The organism is Algibacter agarivorans (assembly GCF_039543245.1).
Taxonomy (GTDB): domain Bacteria; phylum Bacteroidota; class Bacteroidia; order Flavobacteriales; family Flavobacteriaceae; genus Algibacter_G; species Algibacter_G agarivorans.
Genome location: NZ_BAABJJ010000037.1, coordinates 64,805 through 88,721, shown reverse-complemented (window position 1 = coordinate 88,721; position 23,917 = coordinate 64,805). Strand labels below are relative to the sequence as shown.

At 33.6% G+C, this 23,917-nt stretch carries 19 protein-coding genes; 6 read left to right on the top strand and 13 right to left on the bottom strand.

Features of this window, described 5'->3' with window-relative positions:
• Positions 1–71: 71 nt before the first annotated feature.
• Positions 72–812, top strand: coding sequence for a DUF6503 family protein (locus tag ABD935_RS13085; protein WP_345192603.1), 741 nt, complete (start codon positions 72–74; stop codon positions 810–812).
• Positions 813–1,043: 231 nt separating this feature from the next.
• Here ABD935_RS13085 and deoD read toward each other — a convergent pair whose 3' ends face one another.
• The 4 genes from deoD to clpB form a co-directional block, all read right to left on the bottom strand.
• Positions 1,044–1,742: a purine-nucleoside phosphorylase gene (gene deoD, locus ABD935_RS13080; protein ID WP_345192601.1), complete on the bottom strand. Its 699-nt coding sequence runs from the start codon at positions 1,740–1,742 to the stop codon at positions 1,044–1,046.
• Between the two features lie 3 nt (positions 1,743–1,745).
• Complete coding sequence (deoC, locus tag ABD935_RS13075; RefSeq protein ID WP_345192599.1) at positions 1,746–2,411, bottom strand: deoxyribose-phosphate aldolase; 666 nt, start codon at positions 2,409–2,411, stop codon at positions 1,746–1,748.
• A 242-nt stretch (positions 2,412–2,653) separates the two neighbouring features.
• Entirely contained in the window at positions 2,654–3,391 is a 738-nt protein-coding gene (gene deoC, locus ABD935_RS13070) for a deoxyribose-phosphate aldolase (protein WP_345192597.1), read from the bottom strand.
• A 564-nt stretch (positions 3,392–3,955) separates the two neighbouring features.
• Positions 3,956–6,562, bottom strand: coding sequence for an ATP-dependent chaperone ClpB (gene clpB / locus ABD935_RS13065; protein WP_345192595.1), 2,607 nt, complete (start codon positions 6,560–6,562; stop codon positions 3,956–3,958).
• 222 nt (positions 6,563–6,784) lie between these two features.
• Here clpB and ytxJ point away from each other — a divergent pair, with 222 nt between their 5' ends.
• A complete protein-coding gene (gene ytxJ, locus ABD935_RS13060) occupies positions 6,785–7,174 on the top strand; it encodes a bacillithiol system redox-active protein YtxJ (protein ID WP_345192593.1) in 390 nt (129 codons plus the stop codon).
• Between the two features lie 11 nt (positions 7,175–7,185).
• Entirely contained in the window at positions 7,186–7,599 is a 414-nt protein-coding gene (locus ABD935_RS13055; protein ID WP_345192591.1) for a gamma-glutamylcyclotransferase family protein, read from the top strand.
• Between the two features lie 159 nt (positions 7,600–7,758).
• Here ABD935_RS13055 and ABD935_RS13050 read toward each other — a convergent pair whose 3' ends face one another.
• Both ABD935_RS13050 and fahA read right to left on the bottom strand, forming a co-directional pair.
• Complete coding sequence (locus ABD935_RS13050; RefSeq protein ID WP_345192589.1) at positions 7,759–8,937, bottom strand: hypothetical protein; 1,179 nt, start codon at positions 8,935–8,937, stop codon at positions 7,759–7,761.
• A gap of 722 nt (positions 8,938–9,659) precedes the next feature.
• On the bottom strand, positions 9,660–10,943 hold the full coding sequence (fahA, locus tag ABD935_RS13045) for a fumarylacetoacetase (protein ID WP_345192588.1): 1,284 nt from the start codon (positions 10,941–10,943) through the stop codon (positions 9,660–9,662).
• Positions 10,944–11,143: 200 nt separating this feature from the next.
• Between fahA and glyA the strand changes: the two genes are divergently transcribed.
• Entirely contained in the window at positions 11,144–12,415 is a 1,272-nt protein-coding gene (gene glyA, locus ABD935_RS13040; protein ID WP_345192586.1) for a serine hydroxymethyltransferase, read from the top strand.
• Positions 12,416–13,341: 926 nt separating this feature from the next.
• On the opposite strand, the gene ABD935_RS13035 is transcribed toward glyA, so the two are convergent.
• From ABD935_RS13035 to ABD935_RS13015, 5 genes are all read right to left on the bottom strand, one after another.
• Complete coding sequence (locus tag ABD935_RS13035; protein ID WP_345192584.1) at positions 13,342–14,001, bottom strand: alpha/beta hydrolase; 660 nt, start codon at positions 13,999–14,001, stop codon at positions 13,342–13,344.
• Entirely contained in the window at positions 14,002–14,340 is a 339-nt protein-coding gene (locus ABD935_RS13030; protein WP_345192581.1) for a hypothetical protein, read from the bottom strand.
• A 2-nt stretch (positions 14,341–14,342) separates the two neighbouring features.
• On the bottom strand, positions 14,343–15,599 hold the full coding sequence (locus ABD935_RS13025) for a dihydroorotase (RefSeq protein ID WP_345192579.1): 1,257 nt from the start codon (positions 15,597–15,599) through the stop codon (positions 14,343–14,345).
• Entirely contained in the window at positions 15,596–17,521 is a 1,926-nt protein-coding gene (locus tag ABD935_RS13020; protein ID WP_345192576.1) for a BatA domain-containing protein, read from the bottom strand. The genes ABD935_RS13025 and ABD935_RS13020 overlap by 4 nt, the downstream gene beginning before the upstream one ends.
• Before the next feature lie 367 nt (positions 17,522–17,888).
• Positions 17,889–18,896 (bottom strand): glycosyltransferase family 2 protein, encoded by a 1,008-nt coding sequence (locus ABD935_RS13015; RefSeq protein ID WP_345192574.1) that lies wholly within the window; start codon positions 18,894–18,896, stop codon positions 17,889–17,891.
• 89 nt (positions 18,897–18,985) lie between these two features.
• Between ABD935_RS13015 and ABD935_RS13010 the strand changes: the two genes are divergently transcribed.
• On the top strand, positions 18,986–20,881 hold the full coding sequence (locus ABD935_RS13010) for a M61 family metallopeptidase (RefSeq protein WP_345192572.1): 1,896 nt from the start codon (positions 18,986–18,988) through the stop codon (positions 20,879–20,881).
• Positions 20,882–21,099: 218 nt separating this feature from the next.
• On the opposite strand, the gene ABD935_RS13005 is transcribed toward ABD935_RS13010, so the two are convergent.
• Positions 21,100–21,864: a TIGR02757 family protein gene (locus ABD935_RS13005; protein WP_345192736.1), complete on the bottom strand. Its 765-nt coding sequence runs from the start codon at positions 21,862–21,864 to the stop codon at positions 21,100–21,102.
• Between the two features lie 184 nt (positions 21,865–22,048).
• Here ABD935_RS13005 and ABD935_RS13000 point away from each other — a divergent pair, with 184 nt between their 5' ends.
• The gene (locus ABD935_RS13000; RefSeq protein WP_345192570.1) at positions 22,049–23,230 is read left to right on the top strand and encodes an MFS transporter; all 1,182 of its coding nucleotides are present in this window, start codon (positions 22,049–22,051) and stop codon (positions 23,228–23,230) included.
• Here ABD935_RS13000 and ABD935_RS12995 read toward each other — a convergent pair.
• Positions 23,220–23,882, bottom strand: a complete 663-nt coding sequence (locus tag ABD935_RS12995) for an ABC transporter ATP-binding protein (RefSeq protein ID WP_345192568.1) — start codon at positions 23,880–23,882, stop codon at positions 23,220–23,222. The two genes, ABD935_RS13000 and ABD935_RS12995, sit on opposite strands and share 11 nt — an antisense overlap.
• Positions 23,883–23,917: the final 35 nt, after the last annotated feature.

Below are 23,917 nucleotides of genomic sequence, written 5' to 3'. Positions count from 1 at the left end.
ATTAATTAAAGTTTGACCAACATAAATTAAGTAATGACATCGTTTTACGACAGACTTTTAAAACTTTAGTTATGATAAAAAAGATCATGTTGCTTTTTGTATTAACAGGGCTTATTTATAGTTGTGAAAAGGAACTTCAAGATGCAGATGCCGTTATCGTAAAGTCGATTGAAGTTTCAGGTGGAACGCTTTTGGATAACTCAAATATTGAGTTTGATTTCAGAGATAAGCACTACAATGCCACAAGAAATAATGGGAAATTCAATTATCAGAGAGGTTTTAGTGATTCTTTAGGGGAAATTAAAGATGTTTTAAATAATAAAGGGTTTCAGCGCTATATTAATAATACCATTTTTGAAGTATCTGAAGGAAAAGCACAAGCGTATGCAGGTTCGGTAAATTCTGTGCATTATTTTTCGGTCTTGCCTTATGGTTTAAATGGAGCTGCGGTAAATAAATCTTATATCGGTAAAGTAGAGATTAAAAGTAACGGTTACCATAAAATCAAGGTTACTTTTAACCAAGAAGGAGGCGGTGAAGATTTTGATGATGTTTTTATCTATTGGATAAATACCGAAACGTTTAAGGCTGATTATTTAGCATATTCTTATGAAGAAAATCATGGTTTAGGTCTGCGTTTCCGCGAAGCTTATAATGAGCGTTTTATAGAAGGTATTCGGTTTGTTGATTATAATAATTACAAGCCAATTGAAAGTCAAGCTAAATTGGAAGATTTAGATAGTCTATTTGAAAACGATGCGTTAGAATTACTTTCAAAAATAGAATTGGAACATGTGGTTGTGGTATTATAACTATGGCAACCCGCTTCTCGCAAAGTCTCCCGACTTTGAGGAATATTGTAAAATACGATAACAACAAAAATTAACAAAAGAACCAAACTCTATTGATTTAAAAACGAATTTCGCAGACAAGTGAGCGTTAGGGATAGAACGGCATGTTTGAGCTCCCCGACTTTTTAGGAGGGAGCGAGTAGTGAAAGCCCGACCCTTTTTCGGGGTAACGCCCAAAAATTTATGATTAATTTACGCCAATTCTAAAGCTATTGCGATCATATCTTTAAATGTAGTTTCTCGTTCTTTGCTTGTGGTACGTTCGCCAGTTACTAAAGAGTCAGAAATGGTAAGAATTGACAAAGCATTTACACCATGCTTGGCAGCAATAGTATATAGTCCAGCAGTTTCCATTTCAACACAAAGCACTCCAAATTTGGACCACTTTTTATAAGATTCGAAATCGTCCGCATAAAACTCATCCGAAGTAAATACATTGCCAGCTTTTATAAATATGTTTTTTGTTTTGGCTGCATCCACAGCTTTTTGAAACAATTCGAAGTTTGCCGTAGGCGCGTAGTCTGCACCTCCAAAACGAAGTTCATTGACCCCCGAATTAGATGATGCCGCCATTGCAAATACAACATCTCTAAGTTTTACATGTTTTTGATAAGAACCAGCACTACCCACGCGAATTAAGTTTTTTACCTTGTATTCGGCAATAAGCTCGTGTGCATAAATAGAGATTGAAGGCACGCCCATACCTGTTCCCATTACGGAAACACGTTTACCATCATAGGTGCCTGTGTATCCTAGCATACCTCTTACCTTATTAAAGCAAAACGGATTTTCTAAGAAGGTTTCTGCAATCCATTTGGCTCTTAAAGGGTCGCCTGGCAGTAAAATAGTTTCTGCGATATCTCCTTTTTTTGCTTCAATATGTATGCTCATTTATTAGTAGTTTGAATTTGATGATTTGCCAGAAATAATTGCGATACCAGATGATGTGCCTAACCGTTCAACGCCCAAATGAATATAATCTAAGGCTGTTTTAGTATCCTTTATTCCTCCAGATGCTTTTATTTTGATAACGTTTTTAGCAACACGTTTCATAAGTTTTACATCGTGAATTGTTGCGCCTGCAGTTCCAAAACCAGTAGATGTTTTTATATAGTCGGCACCACTTTGTATGGCAAGTTCACTAGCTTTAATTATTTCTATGTCTTCAAGATAACAGGTTTCTAAAATAACTTTTAAAGTGTTATTTGGCATGATGCTTTTTACAGCTTCAATATCTTTCCAAACCCCATCAAAATCTTTGCTTTTTAGTAGGCCAACGTTAATAACCATATCTATTTCATCTGCACCATCGTGTAATGCATATTTTGCTTCCAAAGTTTTAGCTTGTGTACTCATGGCGCCAAGCGGAAATCCAACGACTGCACAGATTTTTACTTCGCTGTTTTTTAATTGTTGTTTAGCTAAACTGACAAAAGCGCTGTTTACACAAACAGAAAAGAAATTGTGTTCTTTTGCTTCGTCACATAACTGGGTAATGTCTTCTTTTGTTGCGGTTGCTTTTAAAAGTGTATGGTCTATATAGCTATTTAATAATTTCATATCCTTGCTAAAGTTAAGTCTATTTTTTGATTTAAGATGGCTTTTTAAAGCACTAAATCGTTAACGGTAAGATGCGGAATTTTATTATTTATAAACAATGATTTTAATCAGTTTTGAGAGGTTTTTGAAGTTTGATTTTTGTTTTAATTAAAATAAGTTATCAAACAAAATGCGGCGTAAAATCAAATGATTTTACGCCGCATTTTGTTTTTGTCAACTTTAATGTTTTTAACCGTGAAGTATTAAACTTCTTTAGTGATTTTATTGGTTTTAGAACTATCCGTTTTTTGTAAAGTCTCTATATATTGTTTGTAAATTCTGGTATTTCTAATTTGATGGGCATTGGTGGTTGCTTTTATAAGAGAAGACGTTCCGATTCTGTCTGCGCCGGCATCAATATATTTTAAGGCTGTTTCGTAATCTGCTATACCGCCAGAAGCTTTTATCTTAGCGCGATTTCTTACCGTTTTTTTAATGATTTTTACAGCGGTAAGTGTTGCTCCACCTTTAGAAAAACCTGTTGAGGTTTTAATAAAATCGGCATTGGCATCTAAACAGATTTCACAAGCTCTAATAATCTCGTTTTTGTTTAATTCAGATATTTCTAAAATAACTTTTAGAGGGGTGTCTCCAATAGCGGATTTTACATCGGTAATGTCTCTTAAAACAGAAACGTAGTTTCTGCTTTTAAGAAGCCCAATATTGATTACCATATCAATTTCATCTGCGCCATTTGCTATTGCTAATTCCGCTTCGTAAACTTTAGCTTTTGTTGCCATAGCGCCTAGAGGAAATCCAACTACGGAACATATTTTAACATCCGTTTCATCTAACAACTGATTGGCTACTGCCACATAACAACTGTTTATGCAGACAGCATGAAAATTATTTTCTTTTGCATTATGGCAAAGTTCAATAATATCGTGTTCAGTAGTAGTTGGGTTTAAAAGTGTATAGTCTATGTAATTGGAGATATTCATTATAATTATAACGTGTTTTTAATCTGTATTTACTATGATAGCAAAACGGAATCTTTAATAGGCTTATTTGTCGTTTTGGAACGGAAATTCTAGCTAATTTATCAATTTTAATTCGTAAAACGTTACAAAAGATACAATTTTTAGATAAACGGCATTCATTATTAATTAATAACAACTTAGCTTGATAAATAGTATGTTTTTAAATTTGTTTTTATATACAATAGGACTTTAGTTTGCTTGATTTTTGAAAAATATATTGATTTTCAGTTAGTTACGGGGTGTTTTAATCGATTTCATGAAATCTTCTGTTTATGTTTGTATTTTAGGTATTAATAAATTCGAATGAACAAATCAGCACCATACTTCCGATTTTAAGTGGCTTTTACCTTTATTGTGCATGGCATTTAATTTTGAAAGTGCATTTATATTTTATATGCTCTAATTTTCAGGAAAAAAGAAAAGCAACAATCATCTCATTACAAGATTCATGTTGCTTTCCAACTAACCAACCAAACTAATAGACTATTTGTGTAAGAATTTGTTACAAATAGGATCTATTAAATTTTAAAATTCTTCTTTAACCAAGTCGCCTTGATTTCTAAAAACTAACTTATCATCAAAAGCATCTAGTAAAATAATGCTATCTGTAGTTATTTTTCCTGCTAAGATTTCTTTACTCAAAGCATTCAGTACTTCTTTTTGAATCACACGTTTTACAGGTCTTGCTCCATATTCTGGATTATAGCCTTTTTTAGCTAAATAGGCTATGGCTTCAGGTGTTGCATCAAAAGTAATGCCTTGCTCGGCAATCATTTTCGTGACACCTTTTAGCTGTAAACCAACAATTTTAACAATGTTTTCTTTACTTAACGGTGTAAACATTACGGTGTCATCTATCCTATTTAAGAATTCTGGACGAACCGTTTGTTTTAAGAGTGCCAACACATCAACTTTTGCAGCTTCAATGGCAGAATTTATATCTTTTGTGGCTTCAAAACGTTCATGGATAAGCATGCTTCCCATATTAGAGGTCATGATGATGATTGTGTTTTTAAAATCAGCCACACGCCCTTTGTTATCGGTTAAATGCCCCTCGTCTAAGACTTGTAATAAGATATTAAACGTATCTGGGTGTGCTTTTTCAATTTCGTCTAGAAGTACTACAGAATATGGTTTTCTTCTAACCGCTTCCGTTAGCTGTCCGCCTTCATCATAGCCAACATAACCCGGAGGTGCGCCAATCAATCTACTTACAGCATGACGCTCTTGGTATTCACTCATATCAATTCTAGTCATCGCGTTTTCATCATCAAACAAATATTCAGCTAATGCTTTTGCAAGTTCCGTTTTACCAACCCCCGTAGTTCCTAAAAATAAGAAGGTTCCGATTGGCTTTTTGGGATTTTGTAAACCTGCGCGACTTCTTCTAACGGCATCACTAACCGCTTCAATAGCTTCATTTTGACCCACTACGCGCTTATGTAATTCGTCCTCTAATTTTAAAAGCTTTTCGCGTTCGCTTTGTATCATTTTGGTAACGGGAATTCCTGTCCATTTTGCAACAACTTCAGCGATGTCATCATAAGTAACTTCCTCTTTTATTAATGAGGTTTCAGATTGCTCATCTAGATTCTTCTGAAAGATTTCAAGCTGTTCTTGCGCTTCTTTAATTTTCCCATAACGTAATTCAGCAACTTTACCATAATCGCCTTCGCGTTCTGCTTTTTCAGCTTCTAATTTGAAGTTTTCAATATCTTGTTTTGTATTTTGAATATTGTCAACCACCTCTTTTTCAGACTTCCATTTCGCATTAAGTGCGTTTCTGGTTTCTTTTATATTAGCTAAATCTGAGCGCAACGATTTTAATTTGCTTTCATCTTTTTCTCTTTTAATAGCTTCAATCTCAATTTCTAACTGCATAATTTTGCGGTCCAAAACATCCAGTTCTTCTGGCTTAGAATTGATTTCCATGCGTAATTTAGAAGCGGCTTCATCCATTAAATCGATGGCCTTATCTGGTAAAAAACGATTTGTAATGTATCGTGTTGAAAGCTCTACAGCGCCAATAATAGCCTCATCCTTAATACGTACTTTATGATGGGTTTCATATTTTTCCTTAATCCCTCTAAGGATTGAAATGGCGCTTTCGGTATCTGGTTCATCAACCATAACTTTTTGAAAACGACGTTCTAAAGCTTTATCCTTTTCAAAGTATTTTTGATATTCATCTAAAGTCGTTGCTCCAATGGCACGCAGTTCGCCGCGAGCCAATGCGGGTTTTAGGATGTTTGCAGCATCCATGGCACCTTGGCCACCACCAGCACCAACAAGGGTGTGTATTTCGTCAATAAATAGTACGATATCGCCATCACTAGTGGTAACTTCTTTAATCACGGCTTTTAATCGCTCTTCGAATTCGCCCTTATATTTTGCACCTGCTATTAGCGAACCCATATCCAAAGCGAAAATTTGCTTGTCTTTTAGGTTTTCAGGAATGTCGCCATCAATAATTCTATGTGCTAAACCTTCTGCAATAGCGGTTTTCCCTGTTCCAGGCTCTCCAACTAAAATCGGGTTGTTTTTTGTTCTTCTTGATAAAATTTGAAGAATTCTACGTATTTCTTCATCACGACCAATTACGGGGTCTAATTTCCCGTCTTTGGCTAACTGATTTAAGTTTTTTGCGTATTTGTTTAAGGCATTATAAGTTTCCTCTTGACTTTGTGAAGTCACGTTTTCGCCTTTTCGTAATTCATCAATAGCAGCTTTTAAAGTTTTTTCAGTAACACCTTGGTCTTTTAACATTTGTGCTATTTTACTATTCGATTTAAAAACGGCAAGAATCAAATGCTCTATAGAAACAAAATCATCTTTCATTTTTTTAGCAATAATAGACGCTTCGTTAAGGCTTTTTCCAGCTTCACGAGATAGCATCAATTCGCTACCTGTTACTTTTGAAAAACTTTCCAATTGTTTATCCAAAGCTTGTTCTAAAATGGAAACGTTTACATTCAATTTCTTCAAAATGAAAGGCAATACGTTTTCATCAACTTCAAAAATGCCTTTAAAAATATGTTCATTTTCTATTTGTTGATGTCCGAAGCCTTGAGCAATTTGTTGCGCTTGCTGTATGGCTTCTTGCGATTTTATTGTATAATTATTTAAGTTCATAACTCTAATTTTATTTTCTTTACAATCTATAGGTCAATTATCCTACCAACTCATTGTAAGGGACAAAATGTCTGTTTAAGCCTTGTTTTTAGTGACTTTTTGTCGGTTTGTAAGGTTGGGAGAATGATTCGACTTATTATTATTATTATTATTATTATTATGAATAAATAAAAATAAGTACATTTTATTTGTACGGAACGAAAAAAAAACAGAATTCAATTTATGGGATTAATAAAGAAATTATTTGGTTCATCTGAACCAAAGGAAGAAAAACTATTGCCTTGGATTACATTAAGTGAATTATCTCAATTAGATACTATAAACGAAAAATCGGCTACTAAAACACAAGTGGTTTTTAAACACTCTACACGCTGTGGTATTAGCAGAATGGTGATGAATCAGTTTGTTGATGCCTACGATTTGAATGCGAACAACTTAGATTTATACTATTTAGATTTGCTGAATTATAGAGACGTTTCCAACGAAGTCGGCTATAAGTTTCAAGTGATGCACCAATCGCCGCAACTTATTGTTATTAAAAATGGGGTAGTGGTAGCTCATGAATCTCATGGTGCTATTAGTGATATTGATTTAAGTCGATTTGTTAATTAACTATAATGCCCTTGCATTCTAACTACTTATTTGTTTACGGTACATTGCTTAAAGACTTGGATAATGATATGTCTAAGTTTTTAAATGTTCATGCACGATTAGTTGGAAAAGGTTATTTTTATGGACAGCTTTTTCAAGTGTCTTGGTTTCCTGGTGCCATTGAAAGCACAAACACTTCTGAAAAGGTTTACGGTTCAATTTTTAATGTGAAGGATTTTGAGACCCTTTTTAAGGTTTTAGATGACTATGAAGGTGTTGGAGAAAATCAGCCCAAACCTAATTTATATACCAGAGAATTAGTTACTGCTTTTCTTCAAGATGGTTCTGAGCTTGAAACTTGGGTATATCTTTATAACCTGCCTACGGAACATTTAAAACAGATTATTTCTGGCGATTTTTTGAAGTTTTCTGTTGATAAGTTTTAATGGCTTCTGTGATTATCTATTGATTTTTTGGTAAGAAAATTGTAATTCCCATATTGAACGATATAGTTCGTTGAAACGGAACGATATCTTAGTCGATAAGCGTAACTAAAAAATTCCATAAATAAACCTCCCATAATCAAATTTGGGAGGTTTTTTCATTTACCGTCTAACAGCATAAGAATTAATAATATCCTTTAACTGCAATTTTAAATCCTCACCGGTATCAAACACCATTTGTTCATTACTTGGAAAGGGTAGTTGTCTGTTATTTAATAATGGTCTGTCGTCTTTGACTAATGCGCGTTTATCTCCTTTGTATCTTGCAAAAATATGTTCGAAAACAAAACCACTATCTATGGTAAAAGTATCTACAGATTGGTTGCTATGGGTATCAATATAAACTACATCGGCAATAACTTGCGCAGATTTGGTTTGTATGGTTTCATATAAACGTCCTCTTACTTTTATGATTTTTTCAAATTTAATATCGTTGCCTAAACTGTCTTTTAACACATTACCATTACGGTCTTTTTCGTATTCCCAACCATCGGCAACTTCTTTTTCTCGTAAAAACTCACGTTGGTTAATACGTTCTGGAGACACATCAATTTGCTTTAAATTAAGATGCATGGCGTAATCGTAGTTAAGATTAGGAACTTTATTAGCATGATATTCGTTCCAAAATTTATTTAAGCCATAGGTGTCAAAGTTTAATAACTCAGTTTCTAAACGTTGCGGAATTACTTGTTGTGTATCGTTATGTATAGATACTAGAATATGGTCTTTTCCGCGCTCGTGGGCTTCTGCTAGAAGGTCTCTAGTATTCTCGTAATTTGGACTAATACGTTCTAAATATGATAACTCACTATGTGCTTGTCTAATAATATGTTTATCATCAGATTCTAAAAGGTCTATGCCTTTTTCATATAAATAATCTGCGAGTTGTGTTTTAGAGCTAATAATGTCATTGCTATAATCGTTAAACGTAAACGGAATGTTTTTACCATTAACGTTTAAAGGCAAAATAGGTTTTATAGCTTCCTGTCTCGCATTTAAATCTAAATAGCGTTCGTAGATGTTTCTAAAGGTTTCAGGGTTATTGTCTTTTTTTAGGTGCGCAATGTTTTCTAAATCGCGCTCCACTACTTTGTAATAAGCATCTTGAAGCATAACTATATAATCGTAATTACGCTTTTTGTCTTTATTCTTTCTCAGCTTATCTAGTGCTGTGTTTATGGCGCGGTCGTAATTACCAGAATTAACGGCAATTTCGACTTGTTTTCTGGTGTTACAAGCTATAAGTAATAATACAAGGGGTAGGAGTAGTAATTTTTTCATAGGTTAAAAATTTTGGTTATTTGGGAAACCAATTCAATAGTGGTGCCAAAATACGAACGATACTTATTAAATACTAATAAATCCGATAAAGTGTGTAATTTTTAGTTATTTTATAAAATTAATCTTACTTTTTTTATAAAGAAACTCATTTTTTTATTGATTAGAATAGACATGTGTAGATAATATAAAAGATATGCTTTATAAATGACTTTGGCTGGGTTGCCCGCGTATTTTATGGTTTAAGCAAGTGAATATTCATGATTTTTTATAGATTCTCTGCTACGGCAAGTTTGTAACTTGTGGTATAAGAGAATAATTAATTTTTTTACACCTCCCTTATCCCGATAGTTATTGGAACCTTCTTATTAGGATGGAAACTCAAACGTATGAGTTTCCCCATTTTGGAGGGGATTAAGGGGTGGGTTATTATAAAGTTCATTAATATCTGTTTTAATCTATTATTTATTTAGCTGATTATATTGAACTCAGCTTTCAAGTACACTAAATATCTGCAGGCTTATTATTGAAAACTGCGGACTAGAACGCGCTAGGGATTGTAGCGGCATCCTTTTTTGTGCTAAACTATAAGTTTGTGTTGAAACTGATTTTAGTATATATAGAAAACACTTGATGAGATACTAAAACAAGTTCAGCACAAAAAAGATATAGCGGAAAGCCCGACCCGATAGGGGAGCGCCCAAATAACAGAAAAAACGTTTAATTTATTTCTTTTTATAAACAGGTAGTAATTTAGTAGAAACCTCGCCAAAACCAATTCTAGTGCCCTCTTTTTCGCAGTAACCTCGCATGATTACGGTATCATTATCATTGATGAATTTGCGTTCGGTGCCATCTCTCATTTTTAGTGGTTTTTCGCCTTTCCAGGTTAATTCTAACATGGAGCCATAACTATCTTCGGTAGAACCAGAAATGGTGCCACTTCCCATCATATCTCCAGAATTTACAGGGCAACCATTTACCGTATGATGTGCTAATTGCTGTGCCATATTCCAATACATATATTTAAAGTTAGATTTACTCACCACGGTTTCATTGGCGCCTTTTGGTTGTATGGATACTTCTAAATTTATATCGTAACTCTTTTTGCCTATATATTGCAAATACTCCAATTGTGGCTTAATAGGTTTCGGCCCTTCAACTTTGTAAGGCTCTAAAGCATCTAAAGTTACAATCCATGGCGAAATGGATGATGCAAAGTTTTTAGCTAAGAAAGGGCCTAAAGGTACGTATTCCCATTTTTGAATATCGCGAGCACTCCAATCATTCAGCAACACCAATCCAAAAATATATTCTTCAGCTTCTGCAATAGGAATGGGTTCTCCTAAATCGTTAGCATCAGTTGTTATAAAAGCCATTTCTAATTCAAAATCCACTAATTTACTTGGTCCAAAAATAGGTTCTGTAGCATTGTCTGGAAGTGTTTGTCCTTGCGGTCTGTGGATAGGAATTCCTGAAGGGATAATAGACGAACTTCTGCCATGATACCCCACTGGAATATGTAACCAGTTTGGCAGTAGCGCATTATCGGGGTCTCTAAACATTGTGCCAACATTGGTTGCATGCTCTATGCTTGAGTAGAAATCGGTGTAATCACCAACGTGAACTGGTAATTTCATTTCAATTTCATCTAAACGAAATAATACGATTTCTTTATGCTTGTTGTTATCTTTTAAAGTTTTGTTTTCGGCATCAAAAATTTCTGCAATTCTATTTCTAACGGCACGCCATGTTTTTCGACCATCTGCAATAAAATCATTCAAGGTGTCCTGAAGAAAGATATCATCAGTTAACGGGATGCCTTCAAAATATCCTAATTGGTGTAATGCTCCTAAGTCTATAGCGGTATCGCCAATACGCGTGCCAATGGTAATAATGTCATCGCGAGTTAAAAATACTCCAAAAGGAATGTTCTGAATTGGGAAATCGGAGTTTTTATCGACGTGTAACCACGATTTTCTATCTGGATTATTAGCTGATAATGGCATACTTATATTTGTTTAAGGGTTATCGTATTCTTATCAAACGTACATATTTTTTTTATTTTAATTGAAAAAAACATAAAAAATATGCATTAACATGAATCGTTGATAAACCGTTGAAAACTTAAAAGTAAATCTGAATTTTTTAATACTAATAACTAATCTATTTGCTATTTTTGCACATTATTTAACTAGAACACTATTTTATGCAACGCGACGAACAAATTTTTGAACTTATTGAAGCTGAAAAAGAACGCCAATTACATGGCATAGAACTTATTGCATCAGAGAATTTTGTAAGCAACCAAGTTATGGAAGCTGCAGGCTCTGTGTTAACCAATAAATATGCAGAGGGCTATCCAGGAAAGCGTTATTATGGCGGTTGCGAAGTGGTTGATGAGGTAGAACAAATAGCTATTGATAGAGCTAAAGCTTTGTTTGGAGCGGCTTATGTAAACGTGCAGCCTCACTCAGGAAGTCAGGCAAATACAGCTGTGTATCATGCGTGTTTAACACCTGGTGATAAAATTTTAGGTTTCGATTTGTCTCATGGTGGACATTTAACACATGGGTCGCCAGTAAATTTTTCTGGTAAACTTTACAACCCAGTATTTTACGGTGTAGAGCAGGAAACAGGAGTTTTAAATTATGATAAAATTCAAGAGATTGCTACAAAAGAGCAACCTAAATTAATTATTGCTGGAGCTTCTGCATATTCTCGCGATATCGATTTTAAACGCTTTAGAGTTATAGCTGATAGCGTTGGTGCAATTTTAATGGCAGATATTTCGCATCCTGCTGGATTAATTGCAAAAGGTATTTTAAACGATCCCCTTCCACACTGTCATATAGTAACCACAACCACTCACAAAACATTGAGAGGGCCAAGAGGTGGTATGATTATGATGGGGCAAGATTTTGATAATCCATTCGGCATCACATTAAAGAACGGAAACTTACGTAAAATGTCTTCTTTATTAGACTCAGCGGTTTTTCCAGGAAATCAAGGTGGACCTTTAGAGCATATTATAGCTGCTAAAGCCATTGCTTTTGGAGAAGCGTTGACGGATAATTTTTTACACTATCAATTACAAGTAAAACAGAATGCAACAACTATGGCAGATGCCTTGGTTGAAAAAGGTTATAATATTATTTCTAACGGTACAGATAACCACTGTATGTTAATTGATTTGCGTAATAAAAACCTTTCTGGTAAAGATGCAGAAAATGCACTTGTAAAGGCAGATATTACTGTAAACAAAAATATGGTGCCTTTTGATGATAAATCACCATTTGTAACTTCTGGAATTCGTTTAGGCGTTTCTGCGGTTACCACACGTGGTTTAAAAGAAGACGATATGGTTGCTATTGTTGATTTGGTTGATGAGGTTATTACAAATTTTGAGGATGAAGCCGTTTTAGAAACAGTAAAAACTAAGGTAAATGCAATGATGAAGGATAAGCCCCTTTTCGTATAAGCATTATATCAAATCAAATGTTGATTAAAAAAAGCTCTGAGGTTTTCCTTTGAGCTTTTTGTTTTTTTTTGCGTTACCACTCCCGATAGCTATCGGGAGGTCGGGCTTTATGTTGCAAGTCCTCGGTTTTCCTTTTAAAAATAGTTTTTGAGTTTTCAACTCAATTATTTTTCAAATCCGCTCGCGAAATATTAGGGTCTTTACCTTTAAAAATCCGCCAACTCCTTTTGGTGAAAATTCAACTTTTTTGGCTATCGAGTTTAGGACCAAATAAACTCCCATTTCGTTAGGTAGAATATTCGGGTCAGCTATTAATTCCGATACGCTTTTAAATCCAGCAAAACCCAATTTTTTGAGTTTTTCAATATCGTTGAATTCTATGTCTGCCGTTTTTTTTTCAAATATGTGGCAACGTATTAAATAGTAACCTTCATTACTCCAATCACGTAAATAAGTAAGGATATGGTAAGTTTTTCTACTGTTATCTAGTAAAGGTGATTAATTTTTATCATAGAGTGTTGTTTAAAATCTGATAACCACAAAGTTTTTTTTGTTCTAATTACATAACAATTTTTTTTTTGTTAAAATAATACCAATTCCGCATTGAAATGACCGCAATAAAACGCCCTTTGTTCATTTCTACATCAATATAAAAAGAAACCGTTCCCGATAGCTATCGGGATAGGGCTATGCTTTGTTTTTCTATTTCGTGTAAAGAAAAAAATCATCATTTTCTTTTACACTAATTTCAATGCAGAATTGGTATAAACAAGTAGCAGTTCAGTTTCCGGGATAACAAAAATCTCAGGCTTTAAAACCGGTGAGGTCTAAGTAACAAATAAGGTGTAAAAACGCTAAAAACAAGATGTTTATATATACTAAATTTTTGTCATGCATAGAATTTTAGTAATAATAACGGAATTAGTTTAATGTATCCGTTTTACTAACCATGCCTTAAACTCATAAAAATTTTGAGGGGCTACACCGTGTCCTACAGGAAATTCGGAATATTTGTGTTTGATATTTAGGCTACTTAAAAAAGGGGCGTTTTGTCTCGCCCAATCTATGGGGATTACTTGGTCTACACTGCCGTGGGAACAATAAAAGTCTAAGTTTGAGTAATCGCGACTTTCTATATCTTCTGGAAAAATAGCTTTGTTTACATAGCCACTTAAAGCCACAACGTTTTTAATCTTTTCAGGATATGTTAAAGCCACAGCGTAACTTAAAATAGAACCTTGGCTAAACCCTAAAAGCGAAACATTATTTTTATTAACAGGATAAGCTGCAACAGCTTCATCAATAAACTTGGCTATTAAATCACGAGATACTTTAGCCTGCTCGTTATCATTCCATTTTCCTTTTTCGGCATCAAAATTGATAGCATACCAAGCATTACCATAAGGTTGCATAGGGTAGGGAGCTCTAACAGAAATGACAAAAAGTTCTTCAGGTAACTCGGTTGCAAATGAAAATAAATCGTTTTCATCGCTGCCATAGCCATGTAGCATAATCAATAACGGTGCGTTTTCTGTTAAAGTAGATTTACGAATAACGTGATGTAAAGCGAGTGACGTATTTACCATTTAATTTCCAAGATTAGCAAATATTTTTTGATAGAATAGACCAACTAAAGGTACTGCTTGCGCTTTTCTTCCTATAGCATTTGATAATCCATAAACAAAGAGTACCGCAAAAAACAAATAAAAACTAGAGGTTACTAACCAACTATCAAAACTTCCTATAATATAACCTAAAGCCCAAAATGTAAGCCATAATCCTAAGGATTGTCTAATATGGAAACTTGCAAAAGTACTCTTGTTCTTATCTTCATTATTCATAAAATAAGCAACTATAACGCCAATGATTGTTATATAACTTATGATGGCATTTTTGCGCCCACGTTCAATATCTTGTTCATTCATAATTAAGAGTTTAAAGCAATTTTATTGTTTGAAATAATGCCATAGACTTTTCCTTTTAGAGTTTCATTTTCAAATATGGCATTTTTGGACTTTGAAACGATATCACTTTTTGAAAACGTATATTTTATGTCTGGATTAAAAAGCGTGATATTTATGGTGCTACCAACGTTTATGGGGGTGTTTTCTAAACCAAACCTAGATTTTCCTTTGGTTAAAAGGTCTATTGTTTTCTTTATAGTAAATATGGATTGAAGTGCTCCAAAAGCACTTTCCAAACCAATGGTGCCATAGTCAGCAAAGTCAAATTCTATTTTCTTTTTCTCAACATCTATGGGGTTATGGTCGGTTGTTACCATATCAATGGTGCTATCTTTTATGCCTTCAATTAAAGCATCCACATCAGTCTGGGTGCGTAATGGAGGTAGTACTTTATAGCGTGTGTTAAAGTCTGTAAGTACGTCGTCAGTAAAATACAGATTATGGATGGCCACACTACAGGTTACATCCAGTTTTTTCTTTTTTGCTTCTCTAACCAGTGCTACAGAAGTGGCGGTAGATAGAGTTGGAATATGTAATTTCCCGCCAGTGTATTCTAATAAAAATAAATCACGGGCTACTTGTAATTCTTCCGCCAAAGCAGGGATTCCTTTTAAACCAAGCGTTGTACTTGTTATGTTTTCATTCATAACCCCATGACCAGAAATTTTATTTTCTTGTGGGAAAGAGCAAACCAATCCATTAAAATTACTGGCATATTGCAGGGCAATTTTCATTAAATTAGGATTAGAAATAGGTTGCTTGTAATCGTAAAAGGCTACCGCACCTGCCGTATTCATATCGTAAAGTTCCGCCAAATGTTCACCTTTACTTCCCACAGTTAGTGCACCAATAGGTAATAAAGTAACCGCATTATTGCTTGCTCTAGAATTGATAAAAGTAATGTCTGAATTAGAATCTATTACAGGGTTAGTATTTGCATTTACAGCAACCGTTGTAAAACCTGAAGCAGCAGCTGTTTTAAGGCCGTTTTTAATGGTTTCTCGCTCTTCAAAACCAGGTTCACCAAAACTTACGCTACTATCAAACCAACCTTGCGAAATATGCAGATTATCTAATTTAATGACTTGATAATTATTGGGGTTTTTAATCGTGGTAGCAATTTTAACAATCACACCATTTTCAATTAATAAATCTTGAGTAGTATTATGAAACTCGCTTTTTGAATCTATTATGGTGGCAGATTTTATAAGTATGTTCATTTAAAGAATTTTAATATGAGCATTTCAATAATCAATAACGCTAACGCAAAAATAACAAACCATTTCCATAGCGCATTAACTTTTGTGTCACTTTTTATGGTATCGAAAATTTCGGTAATAGAATTGCTAACGATTATGTTGTTTGAATTTGAAAGATTTCTGTAAGTTAAATCACTTTCATCCCTACTATAATTGTAGCTCACATTTTTAACGGTTTCATTTTTAATATTAATTGAATATGTTGCTGCAATAGAAGGGGTTTCAGAAGTGCTTACCACAACCTTATTATTAAAATATTGTTGTTTTGGAATGATGTTTATATCATTATTCACAAGCGATAAAACAGCATCTTGCTGCAATTGGGTTTCTACAGCAAAACTGTTTTCTTTACCAATTGTGTAATAGAGCTCAGGGATTTTAAAACTTTGTTTTGCGATATTATAAAAAGTGGGTACAATTAACGGAGAATTTTTAAAACTAGAATTTTCAGTATTTAAGGCCGAAGTAAAAACAAAAGCATTTTTGCTTTGTCCCAAGAATAGTTTGCCATCTTCAAATTGTAAAACGGATGACATCATATTGGAAGTGATGCCATAAAAAGTATTGACTTTTGGATATTGAAAATTTTTAACCTGCTTTTCAAAAACCCCATTACTATAAATAGGATGTGAATAATTTATAGTGGTAATACGTTTTTCAGATGCCACTAAATCACTGAAATTAGTACTGTAATTTGCTAATAACTGATTATAGGATGCTTTATTGATGTCTTCTGAAGGGATAATAATTAACGAACCACCTTGACTGGTAAATTGATTTAAAGCAGATGTTAATGCAATGGGAATCGTTTTTAATTCATTTAAAATAATAAGGTGCTGTTTCTCAATGCTACTATAATTTAATTGACTGTTTTGTGCTGAAGTATAATTGAATTCCTTGTTCGTGTAAATACGTTTTAAAAATGAATCGTCTGTCGCATTAATGGCTAAAACGTTGGTTTTTGATGCATTATTTATGTTAAAGTATAAGCTATTGTCAAACTGTAAATTTGAATCGTCTATGGTGATTTTTCCCTTTATAATTTGGTTTGCAGGAAGCGAAAAAGTAGTTTCAGCATCTTTATCAATGACTACAGATGTTTTAGCAATAAGATTGTCATCATTATAAAGTGAAACTGGTAAGTTTTCAACAGCAACACCACTATTTCTTAAGCGTACTTTTAGCGCGATTGATGTTGCAGTAGTTTCAGAAATAAATGCGCTGTCAATGGAAATGTTATTTGTGTTTACCGGGTTTAGTTTTACAAAATGTAAGCTGGTTAACGAATCTGTTTTGGGATTAAAATCGGATTCATCTTGCTGAAAATCAGAAATAAAAACTAAATTTTTTAAGCTTCCTTTTTCATTCTTAAAAACCGTTTTGCTTTTTAAAAAAGCAGCCTCTGTAGTTAATTTGTTTGAGGAATATTCGAGCTGTAACAAATCATTTTTAATGGCTTTAATGCTCGTGTTTTTATAAATGGTATTGTTAGTGAATACTGATATGTTCTCACCTTCAGGCACATTATTAATAACATCTTGTACGGCACGTTTTAAAAGTTCACCTTGATTCCCTTTAGCCTGCATGCTAAACGAATTGTCTACATAAATTACCGTTTCTTTTTTTGCTTTAAACGTATTTGATTTTGAAGTAAACGGTTGTGCAAAAGCTAAAACAAGGGAGGTTAAAAGTAATAATCTAGTGCATAGAATTAACCACTTTTTTATGACCGAACTTTTACGGGTTTGCATGGTTGCTTCTTTTAAAAAAGCAACATTGGTAAAATCAACTTTTTGAAATTTCCGTAATTGAAATAAGTGAACAATAATGGGAATGAGCAGTAAAAATAATGCGTAAAGAAGTTCTGGGTGTTTAAACTGCATATCTTTTTTAGATTGAACAAATATAGAAAATGCAAATGAATATATAAAGATTTCTTTATTTGGATTCTAGGGCAAATGCATTCCAAATAATAAGCCACTAATTTCACAAATTAGTAAGAATAAATGAGTTTAACTCATTTAAAATTCGTGAAGCCTGCCAGCCGGCAGGCTGGTGATTATCCAAAAATTATTATCCGAATATAAAAATCTAAAGATTTTTCAAATATTAGTGAAAATTAGTGAAATTCGAGGCTAAAAATAAGAATATTGATTTCATTGTATTATTCTGATTTGGATTCTCGATTTCATGTTAATGACAATTTCAAGGGAAACCTCGATATAAAGTATCTTGAAACTCTTTTTTTGATTAACAAAAGAAAATATAATCGTCAATAGACCTCATTTTTAACGTATCCAAATAGTTTTTAATCTCTTTTTGAGCCGTTTTATTTGCTACGGTAATAATACTTTGCGGATTTTTTAGGTCTTTTAAAAAGCTAAAAGGTTTTAATGTTTTTCCATAAATGTCTCGACCGATTTTGTTAGGGTTATCACAAATCCATTCAAAATGAACATCTTTTTTGATAAGTGCTTTTGCTATGGTTTTTCCTTTATTTCCAGCACCCCAAACCACAAGGGTTTTATTCGGATTATGGTCTAATTCTAAAAAGTAATGTAATTTTAAATCTATAAAATGGTTTTCTGCATAATGTACATGTGTTCTAGAGGTGCGATGGCTATAATCTCTCCAATCATGTAAAACGGTATCGCATGGAATACATTTAAATTGGTGTTTGTAAAATCTAAAGGCTAAATCGTAATCCTCAGGATATCTTTTAGGGTTAAAGGCTTCACAAGCTATTAAATCATCGCGATGAATCATCCAACACGGCGACGGTATTACGCATTCTTTATAAATTTCAGAATAATTAATTCCAGTTTTAGTTAAGTTGTTCAACCAAACCTCATAACTTTTATAACCTGCTTTTATGCCTTCCTCAGAAAAATAATGAACCAAACCAATAGCTACATGCCGATTTCCGTATTCTAATAAATTAGCGACTAAAACATCTAACTTGTTTGGACGCATCAAATCATCACTGTCCATTCTTGTAATAAATTCACCTTCACTTTTTGAAAAAGCCAATTGTAAGGCATCAATAATACCACTACCAGAATTTTTTATGAGTTTTATTCTGTTATCGTTTTCGGCAAATTGCTTTACAATATTATAACTATTATCTGCTGAAGCGTCATCAACTATAAGCAACTCCCAATTTGTGTAGGTCTGATTTAGTATAGACTGCAAACAATCACCTATAAATTGGGCGGTGTTTTTAAAAGGAATTAATATACTTACCAATGGCTTCTGCATCTTGCGAATTTAACAAAACCTTAAGAACAAAACATGTAACATAATAGTAATTTCGACGTCATTTAAAAAGATATAAAATAAAGACTTATATGAATACAAGAATTCTTTCCGCATTATTGATGGTTGGTGTTTTGCTGGCTAGTTGTAATCCAACAAAAAATGCCACAAATGATTTAGCGACAAGCTTACCTATTGAAACTTCAATAGATTTTGCAAATATCAATAACGACAGAGCACCAGTAACCATTAATCCGGGGCGTTTTACTGTTAAAACCGTAACTTACAGATTGCCAAGAGTAATTCCAGGTACCTATTCTGTGAGCGATTTTGGAAAGTATGTTGATGATTTTAAAGCCATTGATTACAAGGGCAATGAAATGGAAGTTAGTAAGGTAGATATCAATTCGTGGACCATTACTAATGCAAAACAGCTTGATAAGATTACTTATTTAGTTAATGATACTTTCGATATTGAAATTATTGGTGGAATTGGACAAGACGAACCTTTTTCGCCAGGGGGCACAAATATCGAGCCTAATAACTATGTATTGAATTTGCATGGGTTTATTGGGTATTTTGATTCCCTTAAAAACAATCAATACAAATTGGATGTTACCGCTCCAGCTGATTTTGTACGTACATCTGCTCTGCAAAAAATGAGTTCGAAAACGAGTGAAGATGGTAAAAACATTACCGCAAGTTATTTTGCTCCAAGATATTTTGATATTACAGATAATCCTATGATGTACGGAAATTTAGATGTTGAAGAGTTTCATGTTGGCGATATCAAAATTGTTTTAAGCGTGTATTCACCAAATAAAGTACATACCGCTGCATCACTTAAGGAAACCATTTTTAAAATGATGCAGGCACAGAAACAGTTTTTGGGCGATATAAATGCAACACCGCGCTATGATATTTATCTGTATTTATCTGATGGAAAAGAAGAGTCTCCAAAAGGTTTTGGTGCTTTAGAGCATCATACATCTACGGTTGTTGTTTTACAAGAAGCTATGGACGAAGCCGCTTTAGCATCAAGTATGATTGATGTCGTGTCCCATGAGTTTTTCCACATTGTTACACCATTGAGTGTACATTCTGAAGACATACATTACTTCGATTATAACAACCCAACGTTCTCAAAGCATTTATGGATGTATGAAGGTGTTACTGAATATTTCGCATCCTTATTTCAATTAAATCAAGGGTTGGTTGAAGAAGCCGAGTTCTTCAATAAAATTATGAGTAAAATAGAGCGCTCAAAGAGTTTAAATGATGCCATGAGTTTTACTATAATGAGCGAAAATGTTTTAAAACCACCTTACAAAGACCAGTATTTAAACGTTTACCAAAAAGGTGCGTTAATAGGGATGTGTATAGATATTTTAATGCGAGAAGAAAGTAACGGTAACAGAGGTATTCTGTCTTTAATGAAGGAGCTTTCGAATAAATACGGAAAAAACAAACCCTTTGAAGATGATAAACTGATAGACGAAATTGTGTCGATGACCTACCCATCATTAGCAGACTTTTTCAATACACACGTTATAGGGGATATTCCAATAAATTATAATGATTTTTTTGCAAAAGTAGGTTTAGAAATAGCCGAAGGCGAAATAGAAACCAACTATATATTAATGAATGGTGTTCCTATCGTTAGCGGCGACGGACAAAAAGGAACCATCTTTTTTACAGAAGCTGTTTTAGAAAATAGCTTTTGGGCAGAACAAGGGGCACAACCTAATGATGTTATTAAAACCATTGATGGAACAAATGTATCCATACAAAATGCTAACCAAGTTTTACAACAAGTGTTTCACTGGAAATCTGGAAAAGATGTTGAAGTGATACTTGAAAGAGATGGAGAGGAAATCATTATAAAAACAGCCACTACTAAAACCTACACCACAGGTAAGGGTATTTTTGAAAAAGCAGATACTACAGATGCTCAAAAAGCATTGCGTAAGGCTTGGTTAAAAGGCTAATTCTATTTTCAAGTTACGATTTAAGATTAACGATTGATGAATTATAGGTTTATCAATCGTTTTTTTTATGGCGCTATATCTTTCTAAAACGTCATTGCGAGGACGAAGAACGTGGCAATCTGTTGATTTTTAGTTCTATTAAATTTAATTTATCACAATTTTTTTAAAAAAGAATGCCGCTTCATTCCCTGCTTGCTGGCAGGCGGTCCTAACGCAACTCAGAACCCTTCAAAAACGCCTAAGCCAAATAATGCAAAATCGTATTTCACAGGGTCGTTTTTGTCTAGTTTTCTTAAATTGGTATCGAGTTCAAATAAAGCTTTGCCGTCGTTTTGTTTACGTGTTAATAGCCCTAATTTTCTAGCCACATTACCAGAATGGACATCAAGCGGGCAAGATAGTTGACTAGGTGATAGGCTTTTCCAAATACCAAAATCCACACCTGCTTTATCATTTCGGATCATCCAACGTAAAAACATATTAATCCGTTTTGCAGCCGAATTTTTTAATGGATCACTCACGTGTTTTTGAGTTCTTGGTAAATGTTCAATTTCAAAAAAAGTGGTTTTAAAGTTTGAAATAGATTTTTGAAGTGAGTCTTTTTTAGCATGTTTTGAAAATGCGGATTCTAAGCCACCATGATTTTTGTAAATATGTTGAAGCGAATTTATAAACTGTATAAAATCTTTGCCATTAAAAGTGCGATGTACAAAAGGCAGTAGCTTTTCTAGATCGGTTTCTTCATGATTCATAACAAAATCAAAAGGCGCGTTTTCAAGTAACAGTATCATCCGCTTTGCATTATTAATAATACTTTTTCGGTTTCCCCAAGCAATGGTTGCAGTTAAAAAACCAGCAATTTCAATGTCTTCTTTCTTAGTAAATAGATGCGGGATTTGAATAGGGTCGCTTTCAATAAACTTAAAGTTGTTGTATTGTACAACTTTAGAGTCAAGAAATTCTTTTAGGTCTTTTTTAGTCAACCTTTTTGATATTTGTTTCATGGTTAACAAAAATATTGTAATTAGTTGAATTTAAGCACGTCTTAATCCTTGAACTTATATTAATCTTATCATTACTTCAGTAATTTCTAGAATCCTCACTATAGGGAAAAATAAGAAGCTAAGATTATTAATAAAATACTAAATTCGTTTATTATTTATTAAAATGAATCACCAAAAATATATTTTACCCATTATTGTTTTTTCACAGTTTTGTTGCACATCATTATGGTTTGCTGGAAATGCAGTTATGAAAGATTTAATAAGTAATTTTAATTTAAGTACATCTGCTCTTGGAGATTTAACATCTGCTGTTCAGTTTGGATTTATTTTTGGAACATTTATTTTTGCTCTTTTAACGATAACCGATCGATTTTCTCCATCAAAAGTGTTCTTTTTTAGTGCCGTAACCGCTGCAATTTTTAACCTTATAATGGCTATTGGGGTTCATTGTATTTCCAGCTTAATATTAATTAGGTTTTTAACGGGTTTTTTCTTGGCAGGTATCTATCCTGTAGGTATGAAAATCGCTTCCGATTATTATGAATCTGGCTTAGGGAAGTCACTTGGGTTTCTAGTAGGGGCATTAGTGTTAGGGACAGGGTTTCCTCATTTATTAAAAGGTTTTGGCACGGTATTCCCCTGGAAAATAGTTATTGGTATGACTTCAGCTTGTGCTATTTTAGGAGGTGCTCTTATGTTGGTTTTTGTACCAAATGGTCCTTACAGAAAACTTGCTTCAAAATTGGATTTTTCAATACTTTATAAAGTTTTTAAGCAACGTGGTTTTAGGCAGGCGGCTTTTGGTTATTTTGGCCATATGTGGGAGTTATATGCGTTTTGGGCGTTTGTCCCTATAGTATTGGCAACTTATGCAAAAACACACGTTAATGTAAATTATAATATACCTGTATTAAGCTTTATAATTATAAGTTCTGGAAGTTTTTCTTGTGTAGTTTCAGGGTATTTATCTCAAATATATGGAGCTAAACGAATAGCAACTATAGCCTTAGCATTATCGTGTGCATGCTGTTTGGTATCACCACTATTCTTTGTAACAAATTCTGAAGTGCTTTTTATAGGTTTTCTTGTCTTTTGGGGTATGGTTGTTATAGCGGATTCGCCTTTGCTTTCATCTCTTGTGGCACAAAATGTAGTTTCGGAAAATAGAGGTACAGCACTTACTATTGTAAATTCAATAGGTTTTGCAATTACCATTATTAGTATTCAACTTATAAATGTTTTATTGGATATTGTTAACCCTAAGAACCTTTTGATTTTACTAAGTTTTGGCCCGATTCTTGGGCTTTTTGCTTTATACAGAGGAGGAAAAAAGATTAGTTTGTAATTTTACCATCAACCATAGTTAATTTTCTATCTGCCATATCAGCCAATTCCTGATTGTGAGTTACAATTACAAAAGTTTGTCCAAATTGATCACGAAGTTTGAAAAACAGGTTGTGCAAATTTTCAGCAGATTCACTGTCTAAATTACCAGAAGGTTCATCGGCAAAAATTAAATCAGGATTATTAATTAAAGCACGTGCAACAGCAACACGTTGTTGTTCGCCACCAGAAAGTTCATTCGGTTTATGGTCGTAACGATGCGATAACCCTAAGAAATCCAGCAGTTCCTTAGCGCGTTTTTCGGCTTCAGTCTTTTTTGTGCCTTTTATAAAAGCTGGTAAGCATATGTTTTCTAAAGCTGTAAATTCAGGTAGTAATTGATGAAACTGAAATATAAAACCAATATGTTCATTCCTGAATTTGGCTAAAGCCTTATCATTAAGCGAATTGATTTTAGTGTCGTTTATGTTTAACTCATAATCTTCATTCGAAGATGCTTTGTCTAAGGTTCCTAATATTTGCAATAAGGTAGTTTTTCCAGCACCAGAAGCCCCAACTATGGATACGATTTCACCTTTTTTAATATGAATGTCTACGCCCTTTAAAACCTGTAAATCGCCGTAATATTTATGAATGTTTTTTGCTTGAATCATCTATAAAAAAATAATAGTCGTGAAATTACTACTTT